Source organism: Mycobacterium sp. TY814 (genome assembly GCF_030755175.1).
In the GTDB taxonomy this organism is placed as follows: Bacteria; Actinomycetota; Actinomycetes; order Mycobacteriales; family Mycobacteriaceae; genus Mycobacterium.
Genome location: NZ_JAUFRY010000002.1, coordinates 1,267,660 through 1,290,317, shown reverse-complemented (window position 1 = coordinate 1,290,317; position 22,658 = coordinate 1,267,660). Strand labels below are relative to the sequence as shown.

Here is a 22,658-nt window from a genome sequence, read left to right as displayed (position 1 = left end):
ATGCCCCCCGACCGGGTAGTCCAGCGAATTCCGGGGTTAGCCGCTCGGTCTCTCGGTATGCCCATGGCGACGGTGTCGATGGTCGGCGAGGACGACATCTACCTGATGGCCGCGTACGGCCTGCCCGCCCCGGACCAGATCCCGCGGGATGAGGGTTTGTGTGCCTCGGCCGTGATGGGCACGACGCCGTACGTGGTGCAGGACGCGCTCACCGATCACCGGACCGCCGGCAACCGGTTGGTGCACGCTCACCAGATCCGTTTCTACGCATGCGCCCCGGTCGTGACCCCTGACGGATACAGCCTGGGTGCGGTGGCCGTGATGGACACCGAGGTGCGGACCCTGTCAGAGACGCAAGTGTCGGTGCTGCAAGACCTCGCCGCGATCGTGATGGAGCAGCTGGATTTGCGGCTGGCCTCGTTGGATGCGCTGGGCGTGGAACGCGGCCTACGCAGTGCCGCCGAATACGCGCGCGACGATGCTCGCTTCGAGCGCTACCACGCGCAGCAGGCGCGTGATACGGCGCGCCGTGACCTCGACGAAGCGCAACGCGAGCGTGATGACGCACGCCTGGATCGTGACGTCGCGATCCGGGACCGCAATATCGCGGAGTACGACCGCGACCTGACCGAGGAATACGCCGCGGTCCTGCAGCGAACCTTGCTGCCCCCGATGCTGCCAACGATCGAGGGCGCATCTTTGGCGGCTCACTACCATCCCGCCTCCGCGCGCCGGATCGGCGGTGACTTCTACGACGTGTTCGCCCTGGCTGACGACCGGTGGGCGTTTTTCATCGGCGACGTCGAGGGGCATGGGGTGGATGCCGCCGTGGTCACCTCGCTCATCCGGTACACGTTGCGGTCTGCTGCGTTGCATTACAGCGACCCCACCGAAGGGCTGGCCGAACTCAACGCGGTCTTGTTGCGCGAGCTGGACACCCGGCGCTTCTGCACTGTGCTGTTCGGGACCCTGAAGCGGCTCCCGGGCGGCGAGGGCTTTGCCATCACCATCGCCACCGGCGGTCACCCCCCGGCGTTGCTGCTCGATCCCGCCAACCGGACGGCAACGCAGGTCCGCTCCGACGAAGGAACACTGGTCGGGTTGCGGGCAGACGCCACATTCCACTCCTGCGACGTCACACTGCGTCCAGGTCAGACGCTGTTGTTCTACACCGACGGCATCGTCGAAGCCCGTCGCGGTGCCAACCCGTTCAACGAAGACAGCCTGGCCGCCTTCGCCGCCGAACACGCGGGGCCGGAAGTCAGGGGCCTGATCGACGAACTGGCCACCCTCATCCCCAAACTCGGACCGGAGGACGACATCGCGCTGCTCGCGATCAGAGCTCGCTGACAACGCTTCCATCCCCGTTATCGATCTACCTAATCGAAAAGTTAGGCTGTCCGAAACTTTCAGGTGAAGTCTTCGGAGGGCTGACTGGATGACGGCGGCTGTGTGGATGGCACTACCGCCGGAGGTGCACTCCGCGCTGTTGAGCCAGGGGCCGGGTCCGGGTCCGCTGGCAGCGGCGGCAGCAGCCTGGCGTGCCCTCAGCGTTGAATACGCCGTCGCGGCCGACGAGATCAGCACGCTGACCGCCGCGACGCAGCAAGCGTGGGAGGGGGCGGGGGCTTCCTCGTGGACGGCCGCCCACCAGCCCTTCGCAGCATGGTTGCTGCAGGCCAGCGCCGACAGCGCCGCGGCGGCCTGCCGGCACGAGATTGCCGAGGCGGCCTACTCCGCCGCTCTGGCCGCCATGCCGACCCTGTCGGAACTGGCTGCCAACCACGCCCTCCACGCAGCCCTGGTGACGACGAACTTCTTCGGAATCAATGCCATTCCGATCGCGCTGAATGAGGCCGACTATGTCCGGATGTGGATTCAGGCCGCCACCACGATGAGCGTCTACGAGACGAGTGCGACAGCAGCGGTCGCGTCGGCGCCATCACCGGTTCCGGCGCCGCAAATCGTCCGCTCTGCCGCGCCGGCGCAAGCTCAACCCGCTGCATCCCTCGACCCGGTGCGAATCGCTCTCAAGGCGCTGGAACCGATTCTGAACGAATTCGGAATCAACCCACTGATCCGTAATCCGTTGGTATCCAACGTCGTGACGACCTTCATCGCCGACGTCCTGGAAAACTTCGGTGTGTACTGGGACCCCGCCGCCGGAATGCTCAACGGTCTTGACTACGAGTACTACGCGGATGCCACCCAGCCGATGTGGTACCTCGCCCGGGGCCTCGAACTGATCGGGGACTCCATGCAGATGTCGCAGAACCCGGCACAGGCTGTGCAGTACATGCTGGCCCTGGCGATCTTCGATTGGCCGACTCATATCGCCCAGTTGGGCACCGCCATCACCCAGTCCCCGCTGCTGCTGGCCGCGGCCGGCGGCGCGGTGGTGGTTCCGGCCGCGTCGGCCGGTGGATTAGCCGGCCTGGCAGGGCTGGCCGCGCCGCCCCAACCGATGGCCGCGCCCGAGCCGCTGACCGGAGCGGACGAGCCCAGCTCGTGGCACCTCGCGGGATCGAGTTCTGCGCCGACAGGAGTCGCTACAGCCCCGACGTCCACTCCGGCACCCGCCCCCGCTCCCACGAGCGCGCCCGCTCCGATCTCTTCGCTGCCGACCACATCACCCGGACCAGCCGCCGGGTTTGCACCGCCCTACGCGGTGGGCCCGCCCGGTATCGGATTCGGTTCAGGCATGGCGGCCGGCGCCAGCGCCAGCGTCAGGAAAAAGGCCGCCGAACCCGATCGCGCGCCGGCGGCAGCGCAGTCGCGGGCGGCCGAGCGCCGAAAGGCACGGGCTAGGCAGCGGTCCCGCACCATCCAGCGTCAGCCCGGCGACGAGTACCTGGACATGGACGGCGACGTCGAGCCGGACTGGGACGAACCGCTCGGCACACCAGACTCCACGGCGTCAGACCGAGGTGCGCAACGGCTCGGACTGGCCGGGACGCTCAGCCAGCACACCGTGACCCAGGCCGCCGGACTGACGAGGCTGCACGATGGCCAGTTCGACGACGGCCCTACCCTGCCGATGCTGCCCAACACCTGGCGGTGAGGCGGCGACTACGACGAGGAGTCGCCCTCGGGTTCTGCCTGTTTCTCCGGGCTCTCCGGCTGTTCGGCACCTCCGGCGGCCTCGCGGGTAGCCTCGTCCGTGGCCTCGTCCTTGGCCTCGTCCTTGGCCTCGGCGGAATCCGACTCCTGCAGTAGTGATTCCAGGGTCGCGCGGTTGATCCGGCGGAATGCCCGTCGCGGCCGGTTGGCGTCCAGGATCGCAACTTCCAGGCTGGCAACACCGAGCGCGGGCTGGCCATTGGTGGCGTTGTCGCCGCTGTTGGCCCGCAACGCGTTGACCGCCACTTTGAGTGCAGAGGCGAGGTCGGCGTTTTCGGCGTAGGACTCCTTGAGCGCGTTGATGATCGGTTCGGTGGTGCCACCCATCACCACGTAATGCGGCTCATCGGCGATCGACCCGTCATAGGTGATCCGGTACAGCTCGGGCGCTTTCGTCTCGCCGTAGTGGGCCACCTCCGCGACACACAACTCGACCTCGTAGGGCTTGGCCTGTTCGGTGAAGATGCTGCCCAAGGTCTGAGCGTAGACGTTGGCCAGCTGGCGGCCGGTGACGTCGCGGCGGTCGTAGGCATAGCCCCGCGTGTCGGCGAATTGGATTCCGCCGCGCCGCAGGTTGTCGAATTCGTTGAACTTGCCGGCGGCGGCGAACCCCACCCGGTCGTAGAGTTCGCTGATCTTCTGCAGCGACCGCGACGGGTTTTCCGCGACGAACAGCACGCCGTCGGAGTACGCCAACACCACGACGCTGCGACCGCGGGCGATGCCCTTACGTGCGAGCTCACTGCGCTCGCGCATCGCCTGTTCAGGCGAGATGAAATACGGGAAGCTCACTTCTCACCACCGTCGGGGCCGAAAGTGTCGGCGCGCGAACGAGTTTCGATGACTCCTCGGGCCAGTTCCGCGATGCGCCGCTCCGGTATCTCCATCGCTCCGTCCGCGTCGATCGTGACCGCGGTCGGGTAGATGCCGCGGACCAGGTCCGGTCCGCCGGTCGCCGAGTCGTCGTCGGCGGCGTCGTACAACGCCTCCACGGCCACCTTCAGAGCCGAATCCGCATCCGAGACTTGCGAATACAGCTTCTTGATCGACGACTTCGCGAAGATCGACCCCGAGCCCACTGACTGGTATCCCTCTTCCTCGATGTTCCAGCCGCCCGCGGCGTCGAAGGAGACGATGCGTCCGGCCGACTCGGCATCAGCGGCGTGAATGTCGTAGCCCACCAGCAACGGCAGCGCGACCAGCCCCTGCATTGCGGCCGGCAGGTTGCCACGGACCATGATGGCCAGCCGGTTCACCTTGCCGGCGAAGGTCAGTGGGACACCTTCCAGCTTTTCGTAGTGCTCGAGTTCGACCGCGTAGAGTCGCGCGAACTCGACCGCGATGGCTGCCGTTCCGGCGATGCCGGTGGCGGTGTAGTCGTCGGTGATGTAGACCTTGCGGACATCGCGGCCCGCGATCATGTTGCCCTGTGTCGAGCGGCGGTCGCCGGCGATCAGGACACCGCCGGGGTACTTGAGCGCGACGATGGTGGTGCCGTGCGGCAGCTGGTCACCCACGGTGGCGCTGCTGAGACTTGCGGGAAGCAGGTCAGGCGCCTGGCGACGCAGGAAATCCGCGAAGGACGACAGGTCTACGGATCCGGGTTGTGCTGAATTGATGGACAGGCGATCGGGCAACGGCCAGGTCACTGTCCGCCCTTTTGGACGTAAGCGCGCACGAAGTCCTCGGCGTTCTCTTCGAGCACGTCGTCGATCTCGTCGAGCAGATCGTCGGTGTCCTCGGTCAGCTTCTCGCGACGCTCCTGACCTGCGGCCGCCGCGCCGGTGACGTCATCGTCGTCGCCGCCACCACCGCCGCGTTTAGTCTGCTCCTGCGCCATCGCCGCCTCCTGCTTGTCATGAGCCGCTGGCGCCGTCACACGCCCGCAGGCTTTTCTCTACCCTACCGTTGCCCACCGACAATTCGTCGGTCTAACCACCACCTAAGCATCACTGCCCGACGCCGCCCCTCGACGCCACGCGCCTGGGGGCACCCCCACCTGGGGCCGCACCGATCCCCACGGTCGTCGCACTAACTCGTGAGCTGTTCTACCAGTTCGACGGCGCTGTCCACCGAATCGAGCAGCGCGCCGACGTGCGCCTTGCTGCCCCGCAGCGGCTCCAGCGTCGGGATCCGGACGAGCGAATCGCCGCCCAGATCGAAAATCACCGAGTCCCAGCTCGCCGCGGCGATGTCGGCCCCGAACCGGCGCAGACATTCGCCGCGGAAGTACGCGCGGGTGTCCGTCGGCGGATTGTCCACCGCCGCCAGTACCTGTTGCTCGGTGACAAGCCGCTTCATCGAGCCGCGCGCCACGAGACGGTTGTACAGGCCCTTGTCGAGTCGCACGTCCGAGTACTGCAGGTCCACCAGGTGCAGGCGCGGCGCCGACCAGTTCAGGTTCTCCCGCTGCCGGAAGCCTTCGAGCAACCGCAGCTTGGCCGGCCAGTCCAGTAACTCGGCACACTCCATCGGGTCGCGCTCGAGCAGGTCGAGCGCCTCGGCCCAGGTCTCCACCACATGCGAGGCCCTTGGGTCCGGGTCGCGGCTGTCGACCAACTTGGCCACTCGGTCCAGATAGATCCGCTGCAGCGCAAGGCCGGTCAGTTCCCGGCCGTCGACCAGTGCGACGGTTTGACGCAGGGACGGGTCGCGGCTGATCGCGTGGACGGCGTGTACCGGGCGCGCCAGCGCCAGATCGCTCAGATCGACGCCTTCCTCGATCAGGTCGAGGACCAGCGCCGTGGTGCCCAGCTTGAGGTAGGTCGACGTCTCGGCCAGGTTGGCGTCGCCGATGATGACATGCAGCCGGCGGTACCTGTCGGCGTCGGCGTGCGGCTCGTCGCGGGTGTTGATGATGCCCCGCTTGAGGGTGGTCTCCAGTCCGACCTCGACCTCGATGTAGTCCGAACGTTGCGACAGCTGGAAACCGGCCTCGTCCCCCGAGGCACCGATACCCACCCGACCGGATCCGGTCACCACCTGCCGCGACACCAGGAACGGGGTGAGCCCGGCGATGATCGACGAGAACGGCGTCTGCCGCGACATCAGGTAGTTCTCGTGCGACCCGTAGGACGCGCCCTTGCCGTCGACGTTGTTCTTGTAGAGCTGCAGCTTGGCCGCTCCGGGGACGCTCGCGACATGGCGGGCAGCGGCCTCCATCACGCGCTCACCGGCCTTGTCCCAGATCACCGCGTCCATCGGGTCGGTGCACTCGGGCGCCGAGTACTCCGGGTGGGCGTGGTCGACGTAGAGCCGCGCACCGTTGGTCAGGATCATGTTGGCGGCGCCGACCTCGTCGGCGTCGACCACCGGCGGCGGACCGGCCGAGCGGCTCAGGTCGAAGCCGCGGGCGTCGCGCAGTGGCGACTCGACCTCGTAGTCCCAGCGGGTTCGCTTGGCGCGCTGGATGCCGGCGGCGGCGGCGTAGGCCAGTACCGCCTGTGTCGAAGTGAGGATCGGGTTGGCGGTCGGGTCCGACGGCGAGGAGATGCCGTACTCGACCTCCGTCCCGATAATCCGTTGCATGAGTTAAAGACTACGGTCCCGCTGTGACCCCCGATCAGGAGCGGGTGGCTGACGCCGGAATTCCGCCTCTCGTCACGTGCGCCCGCCGCGGCCGTCCGCCATTAATGTGAGCCGCCATGAGCCCTTTTGTGCGCTCGCCGGTACGCCGGGCGTCGGTGACCGACGAGGCTGAAAGCTGGTTTCTGGAACGCGGCCTGCCCTCGGTATTGACGACTCGCGGGAGGTGGCGGCGGCTGTGGTCGCGATCGGCTCCGATGTTGGCGGCCTATGCGACCATGCACTGCTGGACCGTGCCGATCCTGTTCCTTACCGACGGCCAGAAAGAAGTCGTCATCGACGACAATCCGTCGGCCAGGGAGTGGTCGCTGCTCGGGCTTATCGGCCTTGCACCCTTGGCGATGGCGCTGGCCGGATGGTGGGTGTCCCGCATCTCCGACCGTCGGTACCGCGCCCTGGCATCCACCGCGGCAATCACCGTTGTGGGGATCGTCATCGTCGTGGAAACGGACCCGTCGCACCTTCCCGAAGCCGTCGTGACCGCGGTGGTGTTGATGGTGCTGACCGGCTGCGGAGTCGGGTCGGTCGTCGGGTGGGCGGCACGCATGACGCTGTCGCACCTCACCTCGATCGGAGCACTAGCGGTGCGGGCACTACCGGTGGTGCTGCTGACGACACTGGTGTTCTTCAACGGCAACGTCTGGTTGATGTCGGCGATGATCAGCGGCGATCGGCTAGCTGTGGCAATTCTTTTCCTGGTCGGAATCGCCGCGGCGTTCGTGGTCTCTGCGACGGCCGAGCGGGTCAGGCCGATGTTGCGCTCACCGGCGGTGGTGCCCCAGGACTCCGAACGCCTGGCCGGTACGCCGTTCGAGGCGATGTCTGATCCAGCGAACAGTCCCAAGCTGACCCGCGCCGAGCGCGTCAACGTGATCTTCGTGCTGGCCGCCTCGCAACTGGCGCAGATCGCGGTGGTCGCCGCGCTGACGGCGAGCATTTACGTGACCCTCGGCCTGATTGTGCTCACGCCCGCCCTGCTCAAGGAGTGGGCCCGCACGACCGATAACGACACAACCGTGCTGGGTCTGACGGTCCCGGTGCCCGACTCACTGGTGCACCTGTGCCTGTTCCTGGGCGCGTTGACGTTCATGTACATCAGCGCCCGGGCAGCCGGCGACGACGATTACCGGTCGAATTTCGTCGACCCGCTGATTGGTGATCTGCATGCCACCCTGACCGCGCGGAACCGCTATCGCAATCGGATGGCGAACGCGCCGGTGACCAGTGTTGACGGCGCTGACCTGGGTGATTAGGTTCACCCTGGTGTCAGCCCCTCAATCGCCCTCAGCAGCCCACCAAGATTCGGGCGACCTTTCCGGGAAACGTTACGGCGAAGTGCTTCTCGTAACGCCCGGCGAGGCAGGCCCTCAGGCCACCGTCTATAACAGCTTCCCCCTCAACGACTGTCCCGCCGACCTGTGGACGGCGTTGGACGCCCATGCCATCGCGACCGAAAACGGCGCCGCCACAGCACTTCTCAACGGCCCACGCTATTGGCTGATGAACAGCATCGAAAAGACTCAGCAGGGCCCGCAGATCATCAAGAACTTCGGCGGCATCGACATGATCCTGCAGGCCACGGTGCTGCTCGCGTCGATGAACCCGAATCCGTACACCGTGAATCAGGTCAGCCGGAACACCGTTTTCGTCTTCGACGCCGGCCAAGAGGTCTACGAACTGCAGGATCCGCACGGCCGACAATGGGTCATGCAGACCTGGAGTCAGGTCGTCGACCCCAAGCTTTCACGCGCCGATCTGCCCAAGCTAGGCGATCGGCTCAACCTGCCTGCGGGCTGGACCTTTCATGCGCGGGTGCTCCCCGAGACACTGCGGGTGGACACCACCACGCAGGCCGCGCAGGTGATCCAGGACGACCTGACCAACAGCTATTCGCTGGTGAGTTAGCGGTTCGCCATCCAGCTGCGGTGTTTGACCGCCGCCTTTCGCGCGGCTTTGGCCAGCGCTTTGTGTTGTAGGTGGTGTCCGAGCGCGTCAAGTACGACTGCGGTTTCAGGTGCGGGATGGCGCCACATGTCATCGAGCAGCCCGAACGGTTCAGGGAAGCTGCCGAAGAATTCGCACAGCTCTTTCGGGTCGTCCACGCCGGCCGCGAGCACATCCACGATGACCGTCATGTCGATGAAACTGCCAACCGTCTCCGCATCGGCCCGCCCCTGCGACATAAGCCACAGTGCCGCATGGCCGGCGACCGGTGTGTCCAGCAATTGACGGACGAACGGCTCCGCCACGTCGATGTCGAAATGGTCCAGCACCGAGAGCGCCATTCCGCGACTCGCTCCGTTGGAAGCCGCCACGATTGCTTCGGTGAGCATCTGCACCCGCTCCGTGGTCGGCCGCTCCGCCTGCCAAGCCGCGATCAGCGCCTCCCGGTCCGTGTCGCCGGCTGAAAACAGCGCGTCGATCAGAGCGGGGGCGTCAGCGTGGACGACATCTTCGGCGCGCCTTAGCACGTATCCCGCGTCACCGAGATAGTCCGGCAGGACATGGCGGCCGAACGCCGTAAGCGCCACCGTGCCGCCGGTCCAGACAGTGGGACCGAATGGCTCGGGCACTTCCTGCCGATCGGTCCAAAGGACCACACCGGCTTGCTCGAGCACCTCGAAGATGCGGCTCATATCCGCCTCGATGGACTCGTAGTTCCATTCATCGTCAGGATCGAGCAGTTCGTGTTTCGTGGTCGCCGCCGACTGCGCCCACTCCACCATGGCGTCGAAGGACTCGACGGCGCCCGGTGCGAGCAGTGGCGCCAGCCAGTGCACGATTCCATCGTCGAGTAGTTGGCGCAGTTCAAGCGAGTACAGCCAGGAATCGGAGATTTCGACTTCCAGCGGGCCCCGCTGCACGAGCGCCGCGAAAAGTGCCTCTGCCTGCTGCACGGCCGGGCGCGCTGCCCACGCCTTCACCGGAACCAGGCGACCTTTAAGCGCCCGGACCGCGCCGGCGTGCCTGGCAAAGGTGACGATGAAATCCAGCCGGCGCAACGACCTCGTAGATTTCGCACTGATCGTGGTGCCGCCGAGCTGCATCTCCATCATGTCGCCGGTTTCCAGCAGGTCCACCAGCGCCCGGCCATCTGCCAGCTTCAGGTTGCCGTTCTCGGTCAGTTGCTTCCCGTCTGGACCCAGGTACGCGCACAGCGTCCTGAACTTCGCCAGCAACGGCGCGGCAGCCGCAGCAGCTTCGACCTCGGCTGCTGGTGGCCGCAGGTATACGAACGGCAACTCGTAAGTGCGCTGCGGTTGTTCGGAATACTCCTCGACGCTCGACGGGTCCTGTACCTCCGCCAGCAGGGCCGGCATCAGATCGTCGACCAGCCCGATCAGCCGGGTGGCGCGCTTGCGGCCGCCGACCAGCCGTCCGGTGGCCGCCATGAACTCGAGGTAGATCTGGACGGCGTCGCACAGAAAGGGAACGACCTCAGCCCGGCCCGCCAGCCGCGGTGGGCACCACTTCAACATCAGGTCGGCGATGTCGCTCGGCGCGAAGTCGTCCAGCACGCCGTCGGAGTCGCGGTACCGCCAATCCAGCACGAACCCTACGTTGACGACCGTTCCGGAACGCTCGATCTCCGGGAGGTCCAGCCACCCGTTGAGCTCTTCCAGAAGCACCCCGCGGGTATCGGCGTAGGCGTCCTCTTCACCAGGACCAAAGCGCAATCGCACCCGCGCGACTCTAATTGGCCTGGCGGACAAGCGTCCGCCGTTATCTACAGGTACTGACCCAGGTTCGACTCGGTGTCGATGGCCCGCGACGCGCTCGACGACTTGCCGGTGACCAGGGTGCGGATGTACACGATCCGCTCACCCTTCTTGCCCGAGATCCGCGCCCAGTCATCGGGGTTGGTGGTGTTGGGCAGGTCCTCGTTCTCGGCGAACTCGTCGACGATCGAGTCGAGCAGGTGCTGGATGCGCAGACCCGGCTGGCCCGTCTCCAACACCGACTTGATCGCGTTCTTCTTCGCGCGGTCGACCACGTTCTGGATCATCGCCCCGGAGTTGAAGTCTTTGAAGTACATGACTTCCTTGTCACCGTTGGCGTAGGTGACTTCCAGGAACCGGTTGTCGTCGATCTCGGCGTACATCCGCTCGACGACCTTCTCGATCATCGCCCTGATGCAGGCACTGCGGTCGCCGTTGAACTCGGCGAGATCGTCAGCGTGCACCGGAAGGGTCTCGACCAGGTACTTCGAGAAGATGTCCTGTGCGGCTTCGGCATCCGGACGCTCGATCTTGATCTTCACGTCAAGACGGCCGGGCCGCAGGATGGCCGGGTCGATCATGTCCTCGCGGTTGGAGGCGCCGATCACGATGACGTTCTCCAAGCCTTCGACGCCGTCGATCTCCGAAAGCAGCTGAGGCACCACCGTGGTCTCGACGTCCGACGAGACACCGGTGCCGCGGGTGCGGAAGATCGAGTCCATCTCGTCGAAGAACACGATCACCGGGGTGCCCTCGGAGGCCTTCTCGCGGGCCCGCTGGAAGATCAGCCGGATGTGGCGTTCGGTCTCTCCGACGAACTTGTTGAGCAGCTCGGGACCCTTGATGTTGAGGAAGTACGACTTCGCCTCGCGGGCGTCGTCGCCGCGAAGATCGGCCATCTTTTTGGCCAGCGAGTTGGCGACGGCCTTGGCGATCAGCGTCTTACCGCAACCGGGCGGACCGTAGAGCAGCACGCCTTTGGGCGGACGCAACGCGTACTCGCGATACAGCTCCTTGTGCAGAAACGGCAGTTCGACGGCGTCGCGGATCTGTTCGATCTGACGCGTCAGGCCACCGATGTCCTCGTAGCTGACGTCGGGCACCTCTTCGAGCACCAGGTCCTCGACCTCGGCCTTGGGAATGCGCTCGAAGGCGTACCCGGCCTTGGTGTCCACCAGCAGCGAGTCCCCCGGACGCAACCGGCGGGGCCGGGTGTCGTCGTTGAGCGCGTCGGGGTGGCCTTCCGGCAGATCCTCGGCAACAAGCGGCTCGGCCAGCCACACGATGCGCTCCTCGTCGGCGTGGCCGACCACGAGGGCACGGTGACCGTCGCCCAGCACCTCGCGCAACGTCGAGATCTCGCCGACCGACTCGTACGTTCCGGCCTCGACCACCGTCAGCGCCTCGTTGAGCCGGACCGTCTGGCCCTTCTTCAGCACGGAGGTGTCGATGTTGGGCGAGCATGTCAGGCGCATCTTGCGGCCGGAGGTGAACACGTCGACGGTCTCGTCGTCATGGGTGCCCAGCAGGACGCCATAGCCGCTCGGTGGTTGCCCCAGCCGGTCGACTTCTTCCCGCAATGCCAGCAACTGCTGACGGGCCTCTTTAAGAGTTTCCATTAATTTGGAATTGCGGGCCGCAAGGGAGTCGATTCGGGCCTCGAGCTGATGCACGTCGCGCGCCGAACGCGCCGGGCTCTGGTGGGCAACCGCGTTGTCGAGTTGCTCGCGCAGAGCCGCGGCCTCACGCCGCAGCTGTTCGAGTTCGGCAGCATCGTCGCTGGACAGGGGGATATCGCGAGATGTCTTGAATGCTTCAGAACGCTCTGAGTCACCCATGTTGCGCTCCTTTCCCGCACCAGGAATAGGTGTGGCGGATACCCTCAACGCTACCGGTCAACCACGATCGATGTGGGCAGTCAAATGCCGTTTGAAAGTTACAAGTTGGGTCACGCTGGTAATCTCGCCTTCTATTCGGGCCGAGCGAAAGGACTTCCGTGACCGCGAAATCCCTAGCCACAGGCGTTCTGACCGCTCCATTCGCGCCTTCCGCGGTCTGCGATGTGACGTGCAACGCAATCGGCTTCGTCGCCTGTAATTGAGGCTGTCCCGGATGTCCGGCAACGTCTGCGTAACACTGGGCACCGCCGCCACTGCGGTGGTGATCACGATGACGGGTTGTTCGCACAACACCGCGAGACAGTTGGACTCGGCGCAGACACCTGGACCACCGCCCACGTCCATCACATCCGTGGCTCCTCCTAGCGCTCCCCTGCCACCGCCCGAAGCTCTCACCGATGTGCTGGCCCGCCTCGCTGACCCGGCCGTGCCGGGCAGCAACAAACTCAACCTCGTGCAGGGGTCGACCCCGGAGGCGGCCACGGCGCTGGACAGGTTCACCAACGCCGCGCGCGACGGCGGCTACTTGCCGATGACGTTCACGGCGAACAACGTCGCGTGGTCGGCCACGGACGCGGGTTGCGTGCTGGCCACCGTCGTCGTCAACACGGCCAATCCAGAGCGTCGGGAATTCACCTTCCCAATGGAGTTCACGCCCGCCCAGGGAGGTTGGCAGCTGTCCCGCAAGACCGCGGAGATGCTGCTGGCTCTGCAGAACTCGCGAAACTCGACAGCGGCGCCCTCGCCGGCTTCACCAAGCCCGTCGCCGAGCCCCGCCCCCACCCCGGCGGCCGGACCCTCGCCGACGCCGTCGCCGACGCCCTGACTCGATGTGGATCGGTTGGCTCGAATTCGACGTGCTGCTGGGCGATGTGCGCTCGCTCAAACAGAAGCGTTCGGTGATCCGCCCGGTGGTGGCCGAGTTGCAGCGCAAGTTCAGCGTTTCGGCGGCTGAGACCGATTCGCACGATCTGCATCGGCGGGCCGGGATCGGCGTGGCCATGGTGTCGCGAGACCGGGCCCATGCCGTGGATGTCCTCGATGCGGCCGAACGCCTCGTCGCTGCGCATCCGGAGTTTGAGTTGCTGTCGGTGCGGCGCGGGCTCAACCGCAGCGACGATTAGCCAGCCTTAGCCGTCCCTGCCCTCACGCTTGCGGCCGAGCGGCGCAGGCGCCACCGCGCCCGGCGCCAGCCGCCGGGTGGCGACGAGGAAAGCGGTATGCCCGCGCATGGTGTGCTGGGGGCGCACGGCCAGGCCGACGACGTTCCAGCCACGCTGCATCGTCTCCCAGGACCGCGGTTCGGTCCAGCACTGCTGTGCCCGCACCGCTTCGACCACTTTCGACAACTGCGTGACGGTTGCGACGTAGATCAGCAGGACGCCACCGGCGACCACCAGTCTCGACACCGCGTCGAGCACATCCCAGGGCGCCAGCATGTCCAGCACCGCCCGGTCAAACGAACCGTCGGGCAACTCGGCGTCGGCAAGGTCGCTGATGATCAGCTGCCAGTTCTCCGGGGCCTGGCCGTAGAAAGCCGAGACGTTGCGGCGGGCGTGCTCCGCGTGATCCGCACGCGCTTCGTACGAGACGACCTGCCCCTGCGGCCCGACCGCCCGCAGCAGCGAGAGAGTCAGCGCACCGGATCCGGCGCCGGCCTCAAGCACCCGCGCGCCCGGGAAGATGTCTCCCTCATGGATGATCTGCGCCGCGTCCTTGGGATAGATCACCTGCGGTCCGCGCGGCATCGACATGACGTAGTCGACCAGGAGTGGCCGCAGCACCAGGAACAGGGCGCCGTTGCTGGATTTGACGACGCTGCCCTGCTCGAGACCGATCAGGGCGTCGTGCGCGATCCGGCCGCGATGCGTGTGGAACTCGGCACCCGGCGTCAGGGTGATCGTGTAATGACGGCCCTTGGCGTCGGTGAGCTGGACGCGCTCGCCCACGGTGAACGGACCGGTTGCTGACACGGCGTATAGCGTGCCAGCCGACGCGCCGTAGCTCGTGGTCGGGGTTGACCATGATTTGTCACGCCCCAGTCCTAGGCTGCGAATATGACGGACCAGCCGGAGTCACGCCCCCCGCCGGCGCTGTCGCCGTCGCGGGCCGCCGACTTCAAGCAGTGCCCGCTGCTGTACCGGTTCCGTGCGATCGACCGGTTGCCGGAGGCGCCCTCGACAGCGCAACTGCGCGGCTCGGTGGTGCACGCCGCTCTCGAGCAGCTGTATGGGCTGCCCGCACCGCAGCGGGTGCCGGACACCGCCTACTCGCTGTTGGAGGCCGCGTGGGACCGGGTGATAGTCGGCGAGCCGACGCTGGCCGATGAGCTGGATCCCGAGTTACGCGCGGAGTTGCTCGGCGAAGCGCGCGCCCTGCTGTCGGGTTACTACCGGCTAGAAGACCCGACGCGGTTCGAGCCGCAGTGTTGTGAGCAGCGCGTGGAGGTCGAACTGGCCGACGGCACGCTACTGCGTGGCTACATCGATCGCATCGATGTCGCAGGCACCGGGGAACTGCGGGTCGTGGACTACAAGACCGGCAAAGCGCCACCGGTCGCGCGGGGTGGGTTCGATTCCAGGGCCGAGTTCAAGGCGATGTTCCAGATGAAGTTCTACGCCGTGGCGTTGCTCCGTTCACGCGGCGTCCTGCCGGCCCGGTTGCGACTGATCTATCTGGCCGACGGTCAGGTGCTCGACTACGCGCCGGACCACGACGAGTTGTTGCGCTTCGAGAAGACGCTGATGGCGATCTGGCGAGCCATCCGGGCCGCCGGACAGACCGGCGATTTCCGGCCCAGCCCGTCGCGGTTGTGTGACTGGTGCCCCCATCAGGCGCACTGCCCCGCGTTCGGCGGGACGCCACCGCCCTACCCTGGCTGGCCAGGGTTCGCGCGCCAGACGGCCTCACAGCCGACCGAGCCGGCGGCGTGAAGCGGTCCCTGGCCAGGTTCTGATCTCTGACCGTGTGCTCCCGGCCTGGTCGAGTTTGGCATCCGTCCGCCTGCTGCTTGCGGGTGATCGCCCGTGCCTCAAGGGGGCACGGCCGGGCACGTCGCTTCGCCTACTAGCTAATTCTATTGCCGGACAAAGCACTTCGAACTTAGCGAGGCGATATCCGTCAAGCGATGGCAGCTCGGCGCAGCACTACGCGCGCTAGTCGAGCGGTGACATCTCCTGCAGCACCGTGGGAATGAGCTCACTGACCGTCGGGTGGATGTGCATGGTGCGCGAGAGCGTCGTGTAGGGCGCCTTGGCCGACATCACGTCCAGGACGCAGTGCACGGCCTCGTCGCCACCGACGCCGAAGATGGCGGCGCCCAGGATCTCATCGGTCTCGGCGTCGACGACGACCTTCATAAACCCTTGCGTTTCACCCTTTTCGACCGCTCGGCCGACCCGGGTCATCGGCCTCTTGCCGACCAGCACCTTGCGGCCGGCGGCGCGGGCCTGCTCGACGGTCATGCCGGCCCGTCCCAGCGGCGGGTCGATGTACAGCGCGTAGGTGGTGATGCGGTCGCTGACCCGGCGCGGATCGTCATCGAGCAGGTTGGCGGCGACGATTTCGAAGTCGTTGTAGGAGGTGTGGGTGAAGGCGCCCTTGCCGTTGCAGTCGCCCAACGCCCAGATGTGGTCGACGCTGGTCTTGAGCTGATCGTCGACCACGATGTAACCCCTGGCGTCGGTCTGTACACCGGCCGCCTCCAGGCCCAGGTCGTCGGTGTTGGGCTGACGCCCCACCGCAAGCAGCAGATGACTGCCCGCGACGGGATCTGCTCCGGCATGGGGAGTCAATTCAAAACCCTTGTCCGTCTTGGCAAGTCGCACATCATCCGCACCGGTGACGACGTCGATGCCCTCGCCCTCCAGAATCTCGCGGATGGTGGCCGAGACGTCTTCGTCCTCGCGTGAAGCCAGCCGCGGCCCACGCTCGATGACGGTGACCGGGGCACCGAACCGTCGGTACATCTGCGCGAATTCCAGCGCGATGTAGCTGCCGCCCACCACGACCAGGTGCTCGGGCACCGTGTCGAGATCCATGATGGTCACGTTGGTCAGGTAGTCGACGTCGGCGAGTCCCGGGATATTCGGGATCACCGCGCGGCCACCGACATTGAGGAAGATTCGCTCGCCCCGCAGCAGCTGATCACCCACCCTGATGGTGTGTGGGTCCTCGAAGCGGGCGTGTCCGCGAATGAACGTGGTGCCGTCCATGCCGTCCAGCCATTTCTGGACACCGTGGCGGTCTTTGAGCATGATCTCGTCTTTGCGGGCCTTGACCCTGGCCATGTCGACGGTGACGGGCCCCGTTCCGACGCCGTAGTCGGCACCCCGGCGAGCCAGATGTGCGGCGTGAGCACTGGCAACCAGAGTCTTGGTGGGGATACATCCGTAATTCACGCACGTTCCGCCGACGTGCTGGCGCTCGATGACAGCGACCCGCTGCCCTGCCGCGCTGAGCCGCCCGGCAAGCGGCGGTCCCGCCTGACCCGCTCCGACGACGATAGCGTCGAACTGCTGCGCCTCCGTCACAGTGCGGCGGCCGCGGCGACAATGGCGAACGCACCGAGCACGGCGACGGCGTCTTCCAGCAGCGCTATCGGCAGGTCATGGCCGCCGTTCTTGGCTACCAGTGCGCGGCGCGCCTGGTACCCGCCGACCGTGCCCAGTACTGCGCCGACGATGCCGGCGCCCAGCGCGGCCCACTTGTGCCCCCAGGCCGTGCCGATGACCGCAGCGGCGAAACCACCCATGATGAGGCGAACGGCGAACACCGGTGGCGCGGTGCGCGGTGGGGTCTTGGGCAGCTTGTCGTTCACCAGTTCGGCGACCGCGAGCAGGCTCAGGATCACCACCGTCACCAGGTTGCCCACCCACGACGCCCATGTTCCGTGCAGATTGAGCCAGCTCAGGAAGACTGCCCACGAGACCGCGGCGGGTGCCGTCAACGACCGCAATCCGGCGACGACACCGATCAACACCGCGAGAAGAAGAACGAGAACCTGCGTCACAGCGATCCCTCCTGGGACAGACGTACAGCCTGGCGACGATAACGGGAAAGCCCCCGATTAACGCGGCGGTCCCAGCGGGGACGCTAACACAGCAACGGCTCTGGCGAGGGGTCAGAATCGGCAGAATCTGATGTCGGATGCCAGAATCGCTTTCGCTCCGATCGCGGCGAGCTCGTCCATGATTGCGTTGACACCCCGGCGTGGCACCAGCGCGCGTACCGCGACCCAGTCCGGATCGGCGAGTGGAGCGATGGTCGGCGACTCGAGTCCTGGTGTGATCGACGTGGCCTGCTCCAACGCCGAACGCGGGCAGTCGTAATCGAGCATCAGGTACTGCTGGCCGAAAACAACGCCCTGAACCCGGGCCACCAATTGATCACGGGCCGCGCTGGAGTGGTCCTGGGCCCGTTCGATCAACACCGCCTCTGAATCACACAGCGGCTCACCGAAAGCCACCAGGTTGTGCAGGCTCAGGGTGCGGCCCGATCCGACCACGTCGGCGATGGCGTCGGCCACGCCGAGCTGCACCGAAATCTCCACCGCGCCGTCGAGCCTGATCACCGTAGCGTCGATTCCCTTGGCGGACAGATCTTTTCGCACCAAATTCGGGTACGCGGTGGCGATCCGCTTGCCCGCCAGGTCGGTCACCGTCCACTCCCGCCCGGCGGGGCCCGCGTAACGGAACTTGGAGGATCCGAAGCCCAGCGCCAGTCGTTCGCGCACCGGCGCGTCCGAATCCAGCGCAAGATCCCGACCGGTGATCCCAAAGTCGAGTTCGCCGGAACCGACATAGATGGCGATGTCTTTGGGGCGAAGGAAAAAGAACTCGACGCTGTTGAGCGGGTCGATGACGGTGAGGTCTTTGGGATCGGTGCGGCGGCGGTAGCCGGCTTCGGAGAGGATCTCGCTGGCCGGCTCGCTCAGCGCCCCCTTGTTGGGCACCGCGACTCGCAACATGCTCACAGCTTCCGGTAGACGTCGTCGAGGGACAGGCCGCGAGAGATCATCAACACCTGCGTCCAATACAGCAATTGGCTGATCTCCTCGGCCAGCGCCTCGTCGGGTTCGTGTTCGGCGGCCAACCACACCTCGCCGGCCTCTTCCAGGATCTTCTTGCCCAATGTGTGTACTCCGGCGTCCAGAGCGGCCACGGTGGCGCTACCGGCCGGTCGGGTCCGGGCACGTTCACCGAGCTGGGCGAACAGCTCCTCGAAGGTCTTCACGACCAGCGATTGTTTCAGACGTTGACGTACCTGGCGTCGGGGTGGTGCAGCAGGGTCACGCCGACAGCCTCAGTCCTCCGGGTTGTAGCCGAGGTTGGGGGCGAGCCAGCGCTCGGCTTCCTGCAGGGTCCATCCCTTGCGCTTCGCGTAGTCGGCGACCTGATCCTGGGCCAGCCGGCCGACCACGAAGTACTGCGACTGCGGGTGCGAGAAGTACCAGCCGCTGACGGCAGCACCCGGCCACATCGCCATCGACTCGGTCAGCTCGATTCCGGTGCGCTCCCGGACGTCCATCAACTTCCAGAGCGTCACCTTCTCGGTGTGCTCCGGGCAGGCCGGGTAGCCGGGGGCGGGGCGGATTCCCCGGTATTTCTCACCGATGAGGGCCTCGTTGTCCAGCTGCTCGTCCGGCTGGAATCCCCAGAACTCCTTGCGGACCCGTTGGTGCATCCGTTCGGCGAACGCCTCTGCCAGCCGGTCGGCGATCGACTCCAGCAGGATCGCGCTGTAGTCGTCAAGGGCGGCCTTGAACTCCACGATCTTGTCCTGGCTGCCCAGCCCCGCGGTGACGGCGAAGGCCCCGACGTAGTCGGCCAGACCCGTATCTTTGGGGGCGACGTAGTCGCCCAGCGACCGGTTCGGGATGCCTTCGCGGTGCTCGCCCTGCTGACGCAGATTGTGCAACCTGGTCAGCACCTCGGTGCGGGTGTCGTCGGTGTAGACCTCGATGTCGTCCCCGACGGCGTTGGCCGGGAAGAACCCGATTACGCCGTTGGCAGTCAGCCACTTCTCCTTGATCAGGGTGTCGAGCATCTCCTGGGCGTCGTCGTAGAGCTTGCGGGCGGCCTCGCCGGTGGCCGGGTTGTTGAGGATGTCCGGGAAGCGGCCCTTCATCTCCCAGGCGTTGAAGAAGGGCTGCCAGTCGATGTACTCGCGCAGCTCTGCGAGGTCATAGTCGTTAAACTCCCGCACGCCCAGGCCCTGGGCGGGCACCGGCGGCGTGTAGCCGTCCCATTCGATCGGCGTGCGGTTCGCGCGCGCCTTCTCCAGCGTCATCATCGGCCGCTCGTTCTTCTGGGCGTGCCGTTCGCGAAGGGACGCGTAGTCCTTTTCGGTGGCCTCCAACAGAGCCGGGCGCTGCTTGTCATCCAGCAGCGCGGCCGCGACGGGCACCGAGCGGGACGCGTCCTTCACCCACACCACCGGACCTTTGCGCCGCGGCGCCACCTTCACGGCCGTGTGGGCGCGCGAGGTGGTCGCGCCGCCGATCAGCAGCGGGATCTCCAGCCCTTCGCGCTCCATTTCGACCGCGAAGTTGACCATCTCGTCCAAAGACGGGGTGATCAGGCCGGACAGCCCGATGATGTCGGCGTTGTGCTCCTTAGCCGCGTCCAGGATCTTGCTCGCGGGCACCATCACGCCGAGGTCGATCACTTCGTAGTTGTTGCACTGCAGGACAACCCCGACGATGTTCTTGCCGATGTCGTGCACGTCGCCCTTCACCGTCGCCATCACGATCGTGCCGTTGGTGTCCTTGGAAGAGACGTTGGATTCTTCCTTCTCTGCCTCGATGTAGGGCAGCAGATAGGCGACAGCCTTCTTCATCACCCGGGCCGACTTCACCACCTGGGGCAGAAACATCTTGCCGGAGCCGAAGAGGTCACCGACGACGTTCATGCCGTCCATCAGCGGGCCCTCGATCACCTCGATCGGGCGGCCGCCCGCGGCGGCGATCTCGGCCCGCAGCTCCTCGGTGTCCTCGTCGACGTGGGCGTCGATGCCCTTGACCAACGCGTGGGTGATCCGCTCGCGCACGGGCAGGCTGCGCCACTCGGCAGCGGCCGGGTCCTCGGATTTCTCCGTGCTGTTGAACCGTTCGGCGATTTCCAGCAGCCGTTCGGCCGCGTCTTCGCGACGGTTCAGGACGACGTCCTCGATGCGGTCACGCAGCTCGGGGTCGATCGAGTCGTAGGGCACCAGCGCACCGGCGTTGACGATGCCCATGTCCAGGCCGGCCTTGATGGCGTGAAACAGGAACACCGCGTGGATCGCCTCACGAACGGGGTTGTTGCCCCGGAACGAGAACGACACGTTCGAGATACCGCCGGAGATGTGCACCCCGGGAAGGTTCTCCTTGATCCAGGCGCAGGCCTCGATGAAGTCGATCCCGTAGGTCGCGTGCTCCTCGATGCCGGTCGCCAGCGCGAAGCAGTTCGGGTCGAAGATGATGTCCTCGGGCGGGAAGCCGACCTCTTCGGTGAGGATCCGGTAGGCGCGCCCGCAGATCTCCTTGCGGCGCTCCAAATTGTCGGCCTGCCCCTTCTCGTCGAAGGCCATCACGACGACGGCGGCACCGTACTTACGACACAGCTGCGCCTCGCGGATGAACTTCTCCTCGCCCTCCTTCATGGAGATCGAGTTGACGATGGGCTTGCCCTGCACGTTCTTCAGGCCCGCCTCGATGACCTCCCATTTGGAGGAGTCGATCATCACCGGGACGCGGCTGATGTCGGGCTCGGCCGCGATCAGCTTCGTGAAGCGGTCCATCGCGGCGACGCCGTCGATCATGCCCTCGTCCATGTTGATGTCGATGACCTGCGCACCGACCTCGACCTGCTGCAGGGCGACCGACAGGGCGGTGTCGTAGTCCTCGGCCTTGATCAGGTTGCGGAACCGGGCGGAACCGGTGATGTTGGTGCGCTCACCGATGTTCACGAACAGGGAGCCGTCGGTGATGTTGAGCGGCTCCAGGCCCGACAGCCGGGTGGCCACCGGGATCTCCGGCACCTCACGCGGCGGCTTGCCCTTGACGACCTTGGCGATCTCGGCGATGTGCGCCGGCGTCGTTCCGCAGCAGCCACCGACCAGGTTGACCAGGCCGGCGCCGGCGAAATCGGCGATGTAGCCGGCCTGACGCTCCGGGGACTCGTCGTACTCACCGAAGGCGTTGGGCAGGCCGGCGTTCGGGTAGCAGGAGACGAAGGTGTCCGCGATGCGTGCCACCTCGGCGATGTAGGGCCGCATCTCCGGCGCACCCAGCGCGCAGTTGAGGCCGACCGCGATCGGCTTCGCGTGCCTGATCGAGTTCCAGAACGCCTCGGTGACCTGGCCGGACAGCGTGCGGCCGGAAGCGTCGGTGATGGTGCCCGAGATGATGAGCGGCCAGCGACGCCCGCGGTCCTCGAACAGGGTCTCGACGGCGAACACTGCCGCCTTGGCGTTCAGCGAGTCGAAGATCGTCTCGATGATGATGATGTCGGCCCCACCGTCGACCAGTCCGTTGGCGGCTTCGAGGTAGGCGGCGACCAGCTGGTCGTAGGAGACGTTGCGCGCCCCGGGGTCGTTGACGTCCGGGGAGATCGACGCGGTCCGCGTCGTCGGCCCGAGGGCGCCGGCCACGTAGCGGGGCTTCTCGGGGGTGCTGAACTCGTCGGCCGCCTGACGGGCCAGCGCAGCGCCGGTGTAGTTCAGCTCGTAGGCCAATTCCTGCATGTTGTAGTCGGCGAGTGAGACCGCGTTCGCGTTGAACGTGTTGGTCTCCAGGATGTCGGCGCCCGCCTCCAGGTACTCCCGGTGGATTCCCTCGATGATGTGCGGCTGGGTCAGATTCAGCAGGTCGTTGTTACCGACGAGATCACTGGGCCAGTCCTTGAAGCGCTCGCCGCGGTAGCCGGCCTCGTCGGGCCGGTCCCGCTGGATCGCCGTGCCCATCGCACCGTCGATCACCACAATCCGCTCGCGCAGCGCTGCCGTCAGCGCTTCGGTGCAGTCGGGGCGGACGTTGGGTGCGAATTCTGTCGCGGCGATCGACTCAGAGGCGTTCACGTACATTCCTTCCTTAGCGGAAGGCGTCCTTGACTCCGCCGAGCGTGGCGGAAACCGGCCTGTGCGGACCCGGATCCGTTGCAACGCCTCTCGACGAGAGAAGTCTACGTCGTAGTACGACGTCTGGACGCCCAGCTCGACCCGATCCGTGTGCCGGTCGCGGCGCCGTTGAGCGTCAGCTCGCGGATCTTGTCGGCAATGTCCTGGTTACCTAGGTTAACCAGACTGCACCCGGGCGTATTTCGCCTCGTCCGCAGTCTCCTGATAAGGATAGACG

19 protein-coding genes are annotated in these 22,658 nt (G+C 66.2%); 7 read left to right on the top strand and 12 right to left on the bottom strand.

Annotated elements, in window-relative coordinates; all coding sequences use genetic code 11:
* On the top strand, positions 1-1,350 hold the full coding sequence (locus QXH22_RS19335) for a GAF domain-containing SpoIIE family protein phosphatase (RefSeq protein ID WP_306276932.1): 1,350 nt from the start codon (positions 1-3) through the stop codon (positions 1,348-1,350).
* Positions 1,351-1,438: 88 nt separating this feature from the next.
* Positions 1,439-3,061 (top strand): PPE family protein, encoded by a 1,623-nt coding sequence (locus QXH22_RS19330; protein ID WP_306276666.1) that lies wholly within the window; start codon positions 1,439-1,441, stop codon positions 3,059-3,061.
* 8 nt (positions 3,062-3,069) lie between these two features.
* On the opposite strand, the gene prcA is transcribed toward QXH22_RS19330, so the two are convergent.
* The 4 genes from prcA to dop form a co-directional block, all read right to left on the bottom strand.
* On the bottom strand, positions 3,070-3,912 hold the full coding sequence (gene prcA, locus QXH22_RS19325; RefSeq protein ID WP_306276664.1) for a proteasome subunit alpha: 843 nt from the start codon (positions 3,910-3,912) through the stop codon (positions 3,070-3,072).
* On the bottom strand, positions 3,909-4,769 hold the full coding sequence (gene prcB, locus QXH22_RS19320) for a proteasome subunit beta (protein WP_306240093.1): 861 nt from the start codon (positions 4,767-4,769) through the stop codon (positions 3,909-3,911). Before prcB ends, prcA begins: the two co-directional genes overlap by 4 nt.
* Positions 4,766-4,960, bottom strand: a complete 195-nt coding sequence (locus QXH22_RS19315) for a ubiquitin-like protein Pup (RefSeq protein ID WP_065049939.1) — start codon at positions 4,958-4,960, stop codon at positions 4,766-4,768. The genes prcB and QXH22_RS19315 overlap by 4 nt, the downstream gene beginning before the upstream one ends.
* Positions 4,961-5,151: 191 nt before the next feature.
* On the bottom strand, positions 5,152-6,648 hold the full coding sequence (gene dop, locus QXH22_RS19310) for a pup deamidase/depupylase (RefSeq protein WP_306240092.1): 1,497 nt from the start codon (positions 6,646-6,648) through the stop codon (positions 5,152-5,154).
* A 116-nt stretch (positions 6,649-6,764) separates the two neighbouring features.
* Between dop and QXH22_RS19305 the strand changes: the two genes are divergently transcribed.
* Complete coding sequence (locus QXH22_RS19305; RefSeq protein ID WP_306276663.1) at positions 6,765-7,958, top strand: hypothetical protein; 1,194 nt, start codon at positions 6,765-6,767, stop codon at positions 7,956-7,958.
* A gap of 10 nt (positions 7,959-7,968) precedes the next feature.
* The gene (locus QXH22_RS19300; RefSeq protein WP_306244147.1) at positions 7,969-8,610 is read left to right on the top strand and encodes a hypothetical protein; all 642 of its coding nucleotides are present in this window, start codon (positions 7,969-7,971) and stop codon (positions 8,608-8,610) included.
* Here the strand turns inward: QXH22_RS19300 and QXH22_RS19295 are convergent.
* Positions 8,607-10,388 (bottom strand): hypothetical protein, encoded by a 1,782-nt coding sequence (locus QXH22_RS19295; protein ID WP_306240090.1) that lies wholly within the window; start codon positions 10,386-10,388, stop codon positions 8,607-8,609. The two genes, QXH22_RS19300 and QXH22_RS19295, sit on opposite strands and share 4 nt — an antisense overlap.
* A 44-nt stretch (positions 10,389-10,432) precedes the next feature.
* Positions 10,433-12,262, bottom strand: coding sequence for a proteasome ATPase (gene arc / locus QXH22_RS19290; RefSeq protein WP_306240089.1), 1,830 nt, complete (start codon positions 12,260-12,262; stop codon positions 10,433-10,435).
* A 274-nt stretch (positions 12,263-12,536) separates the two neighbouring features.
* On the opposite strand from arc, the gene QXH22_RS19285 reads away from it, so the two are divergent.
* Together QXH22_RS19285 and QXH22_RS19280 are read left to right on the top strand one after the other, a co-directional pair.
* Positions 12,537-13,148, top strand: coding sequence for a hypothetical protein (locus QXH22_RS19285; RefSeq protein WP_306240088.1), 612 nt, complete (start codon positions 12,537-12,539; stop codon positions 13,146-13,148).
* Between the two features lie 4 nt (positions 13,149-13,152).
* On the top strand, positions 13,153-13,446 hold the full coding sequence (locus QXH22_RS19280; protein WP_306240087.1) for a DUF503 domain-containing protein: 294 nt from the start codon (positions 13,153-13,155) through the stop codon (positions 13,444-13,446).
* Positions 13,447-13,452: 6 nt separating this feature from the next.
* On the opposite strand, the gene trmI is transcribed toward QXH22_RS19280, so the two are convergent.
* The gene (gene trmI / locus QXH22_RS19275) at positions 13,453-14,295 is read right to left on the bottom strand and encodes a tRNA (adenine(58)-N(1))-methyltransferase TrmI (RefSeq protein ID WP_306276662.1); all 843 of its coding nucleotides are present in this window, start codon (positions 14,293-14,295) and stop codon (positions 13,453-13,455) included.
* A gap of 84 nt (positions 14,296-14,379) precedes the next feature.
* Between trmI and QXH22_RS19270 the strand changes: the two genes are divergently transcribed.
* Positions 14,380-15,255 carry a RecB family exonuclease gene (locus QXH22_RS19270; protein WP_306276661.1) on the top strand — a complete coding sequence of 292 codons (876 nt, stop codon included), beginning with the start codon at positions 14,380-14,382 and terminating at the stop codon, positions 15,253-15,255.
* 222 nt (positions 15,256-15,477) lie between these two features.
* On the opposite strand, the gene QXH22_RS19265 is transcribed toward QXH22_RS19270, so the two are convergent.
* The 5 genes from QXH22_RS19265 to metH all read right to left on the bottom strand — a co-directional run bounded on the left by QXH22_RS19265 (position 15,478) and on the right by metH (position 22,387).
* On the bottom strand, positions 15,478-16,854 hold the full coding sequence (locus QXH22_RS19265; RefSeq protein ID WP_306276660.1) for an FAD-containing oxidoreductase: 1,377 nt from the start codon (positions 16,852-16,854) through the stop codon (positions 15,478-15,480).
* Positions 16,851-17,333 carry a DUF4126 domain-containing protein gene (locus QXH22_RS19260; RefSeq protein ID WP_306276659.1) on the bottom strand — a complete coding sequence of 161 codons (483 nt, stop codon included), beginning with the start codon at positions 17,331-17,333 and terminating at the stop codon, positions 16,851-16,853. Before QXH22_RS19260 ends, QXH22_RS19265 begins: the two co-directional genes overlap by 4 nt.
* A 111-nt stretch (positions 17,334-17,444) precedes the next feature.
* Positions 17,445-18,290, bottom strand: a complete 846-nt coding sequence (gene hisG, locus QXH22_RS19255; protein ID WP_306240082.1) for an ATP phosphoribosyltransferase — start codon at positions 18,288-18,290, stop codon at positions 17,445-17,447.
* 2 nt (positions 18,291-18,292) lie between these two features.
* A complete protein-coding gene (locus QXH22_RS19250; RefSeq protein ID WP_065132862.1) occupies positions 18,293-18,574 on the bottom strand; it encodes a phosphoribosyl-ATP diphosphatase in 282 nt (93 codons plus the stop codon).
* 51 nt (positions 18,575-18,625) lie between these two features.
* A complete protein-coding gene (gene metH / locus QXH22_RS19245) occupies positions 18,626-22,387 on the bottom strand; it encodes a methionine synthase (RefSeq protein WP_306276657.1) in 3,762 nt (1,253 codons plus the stop codon).
* Positions 22,388-22,658 lie beyond the last annotated feature (271 nt).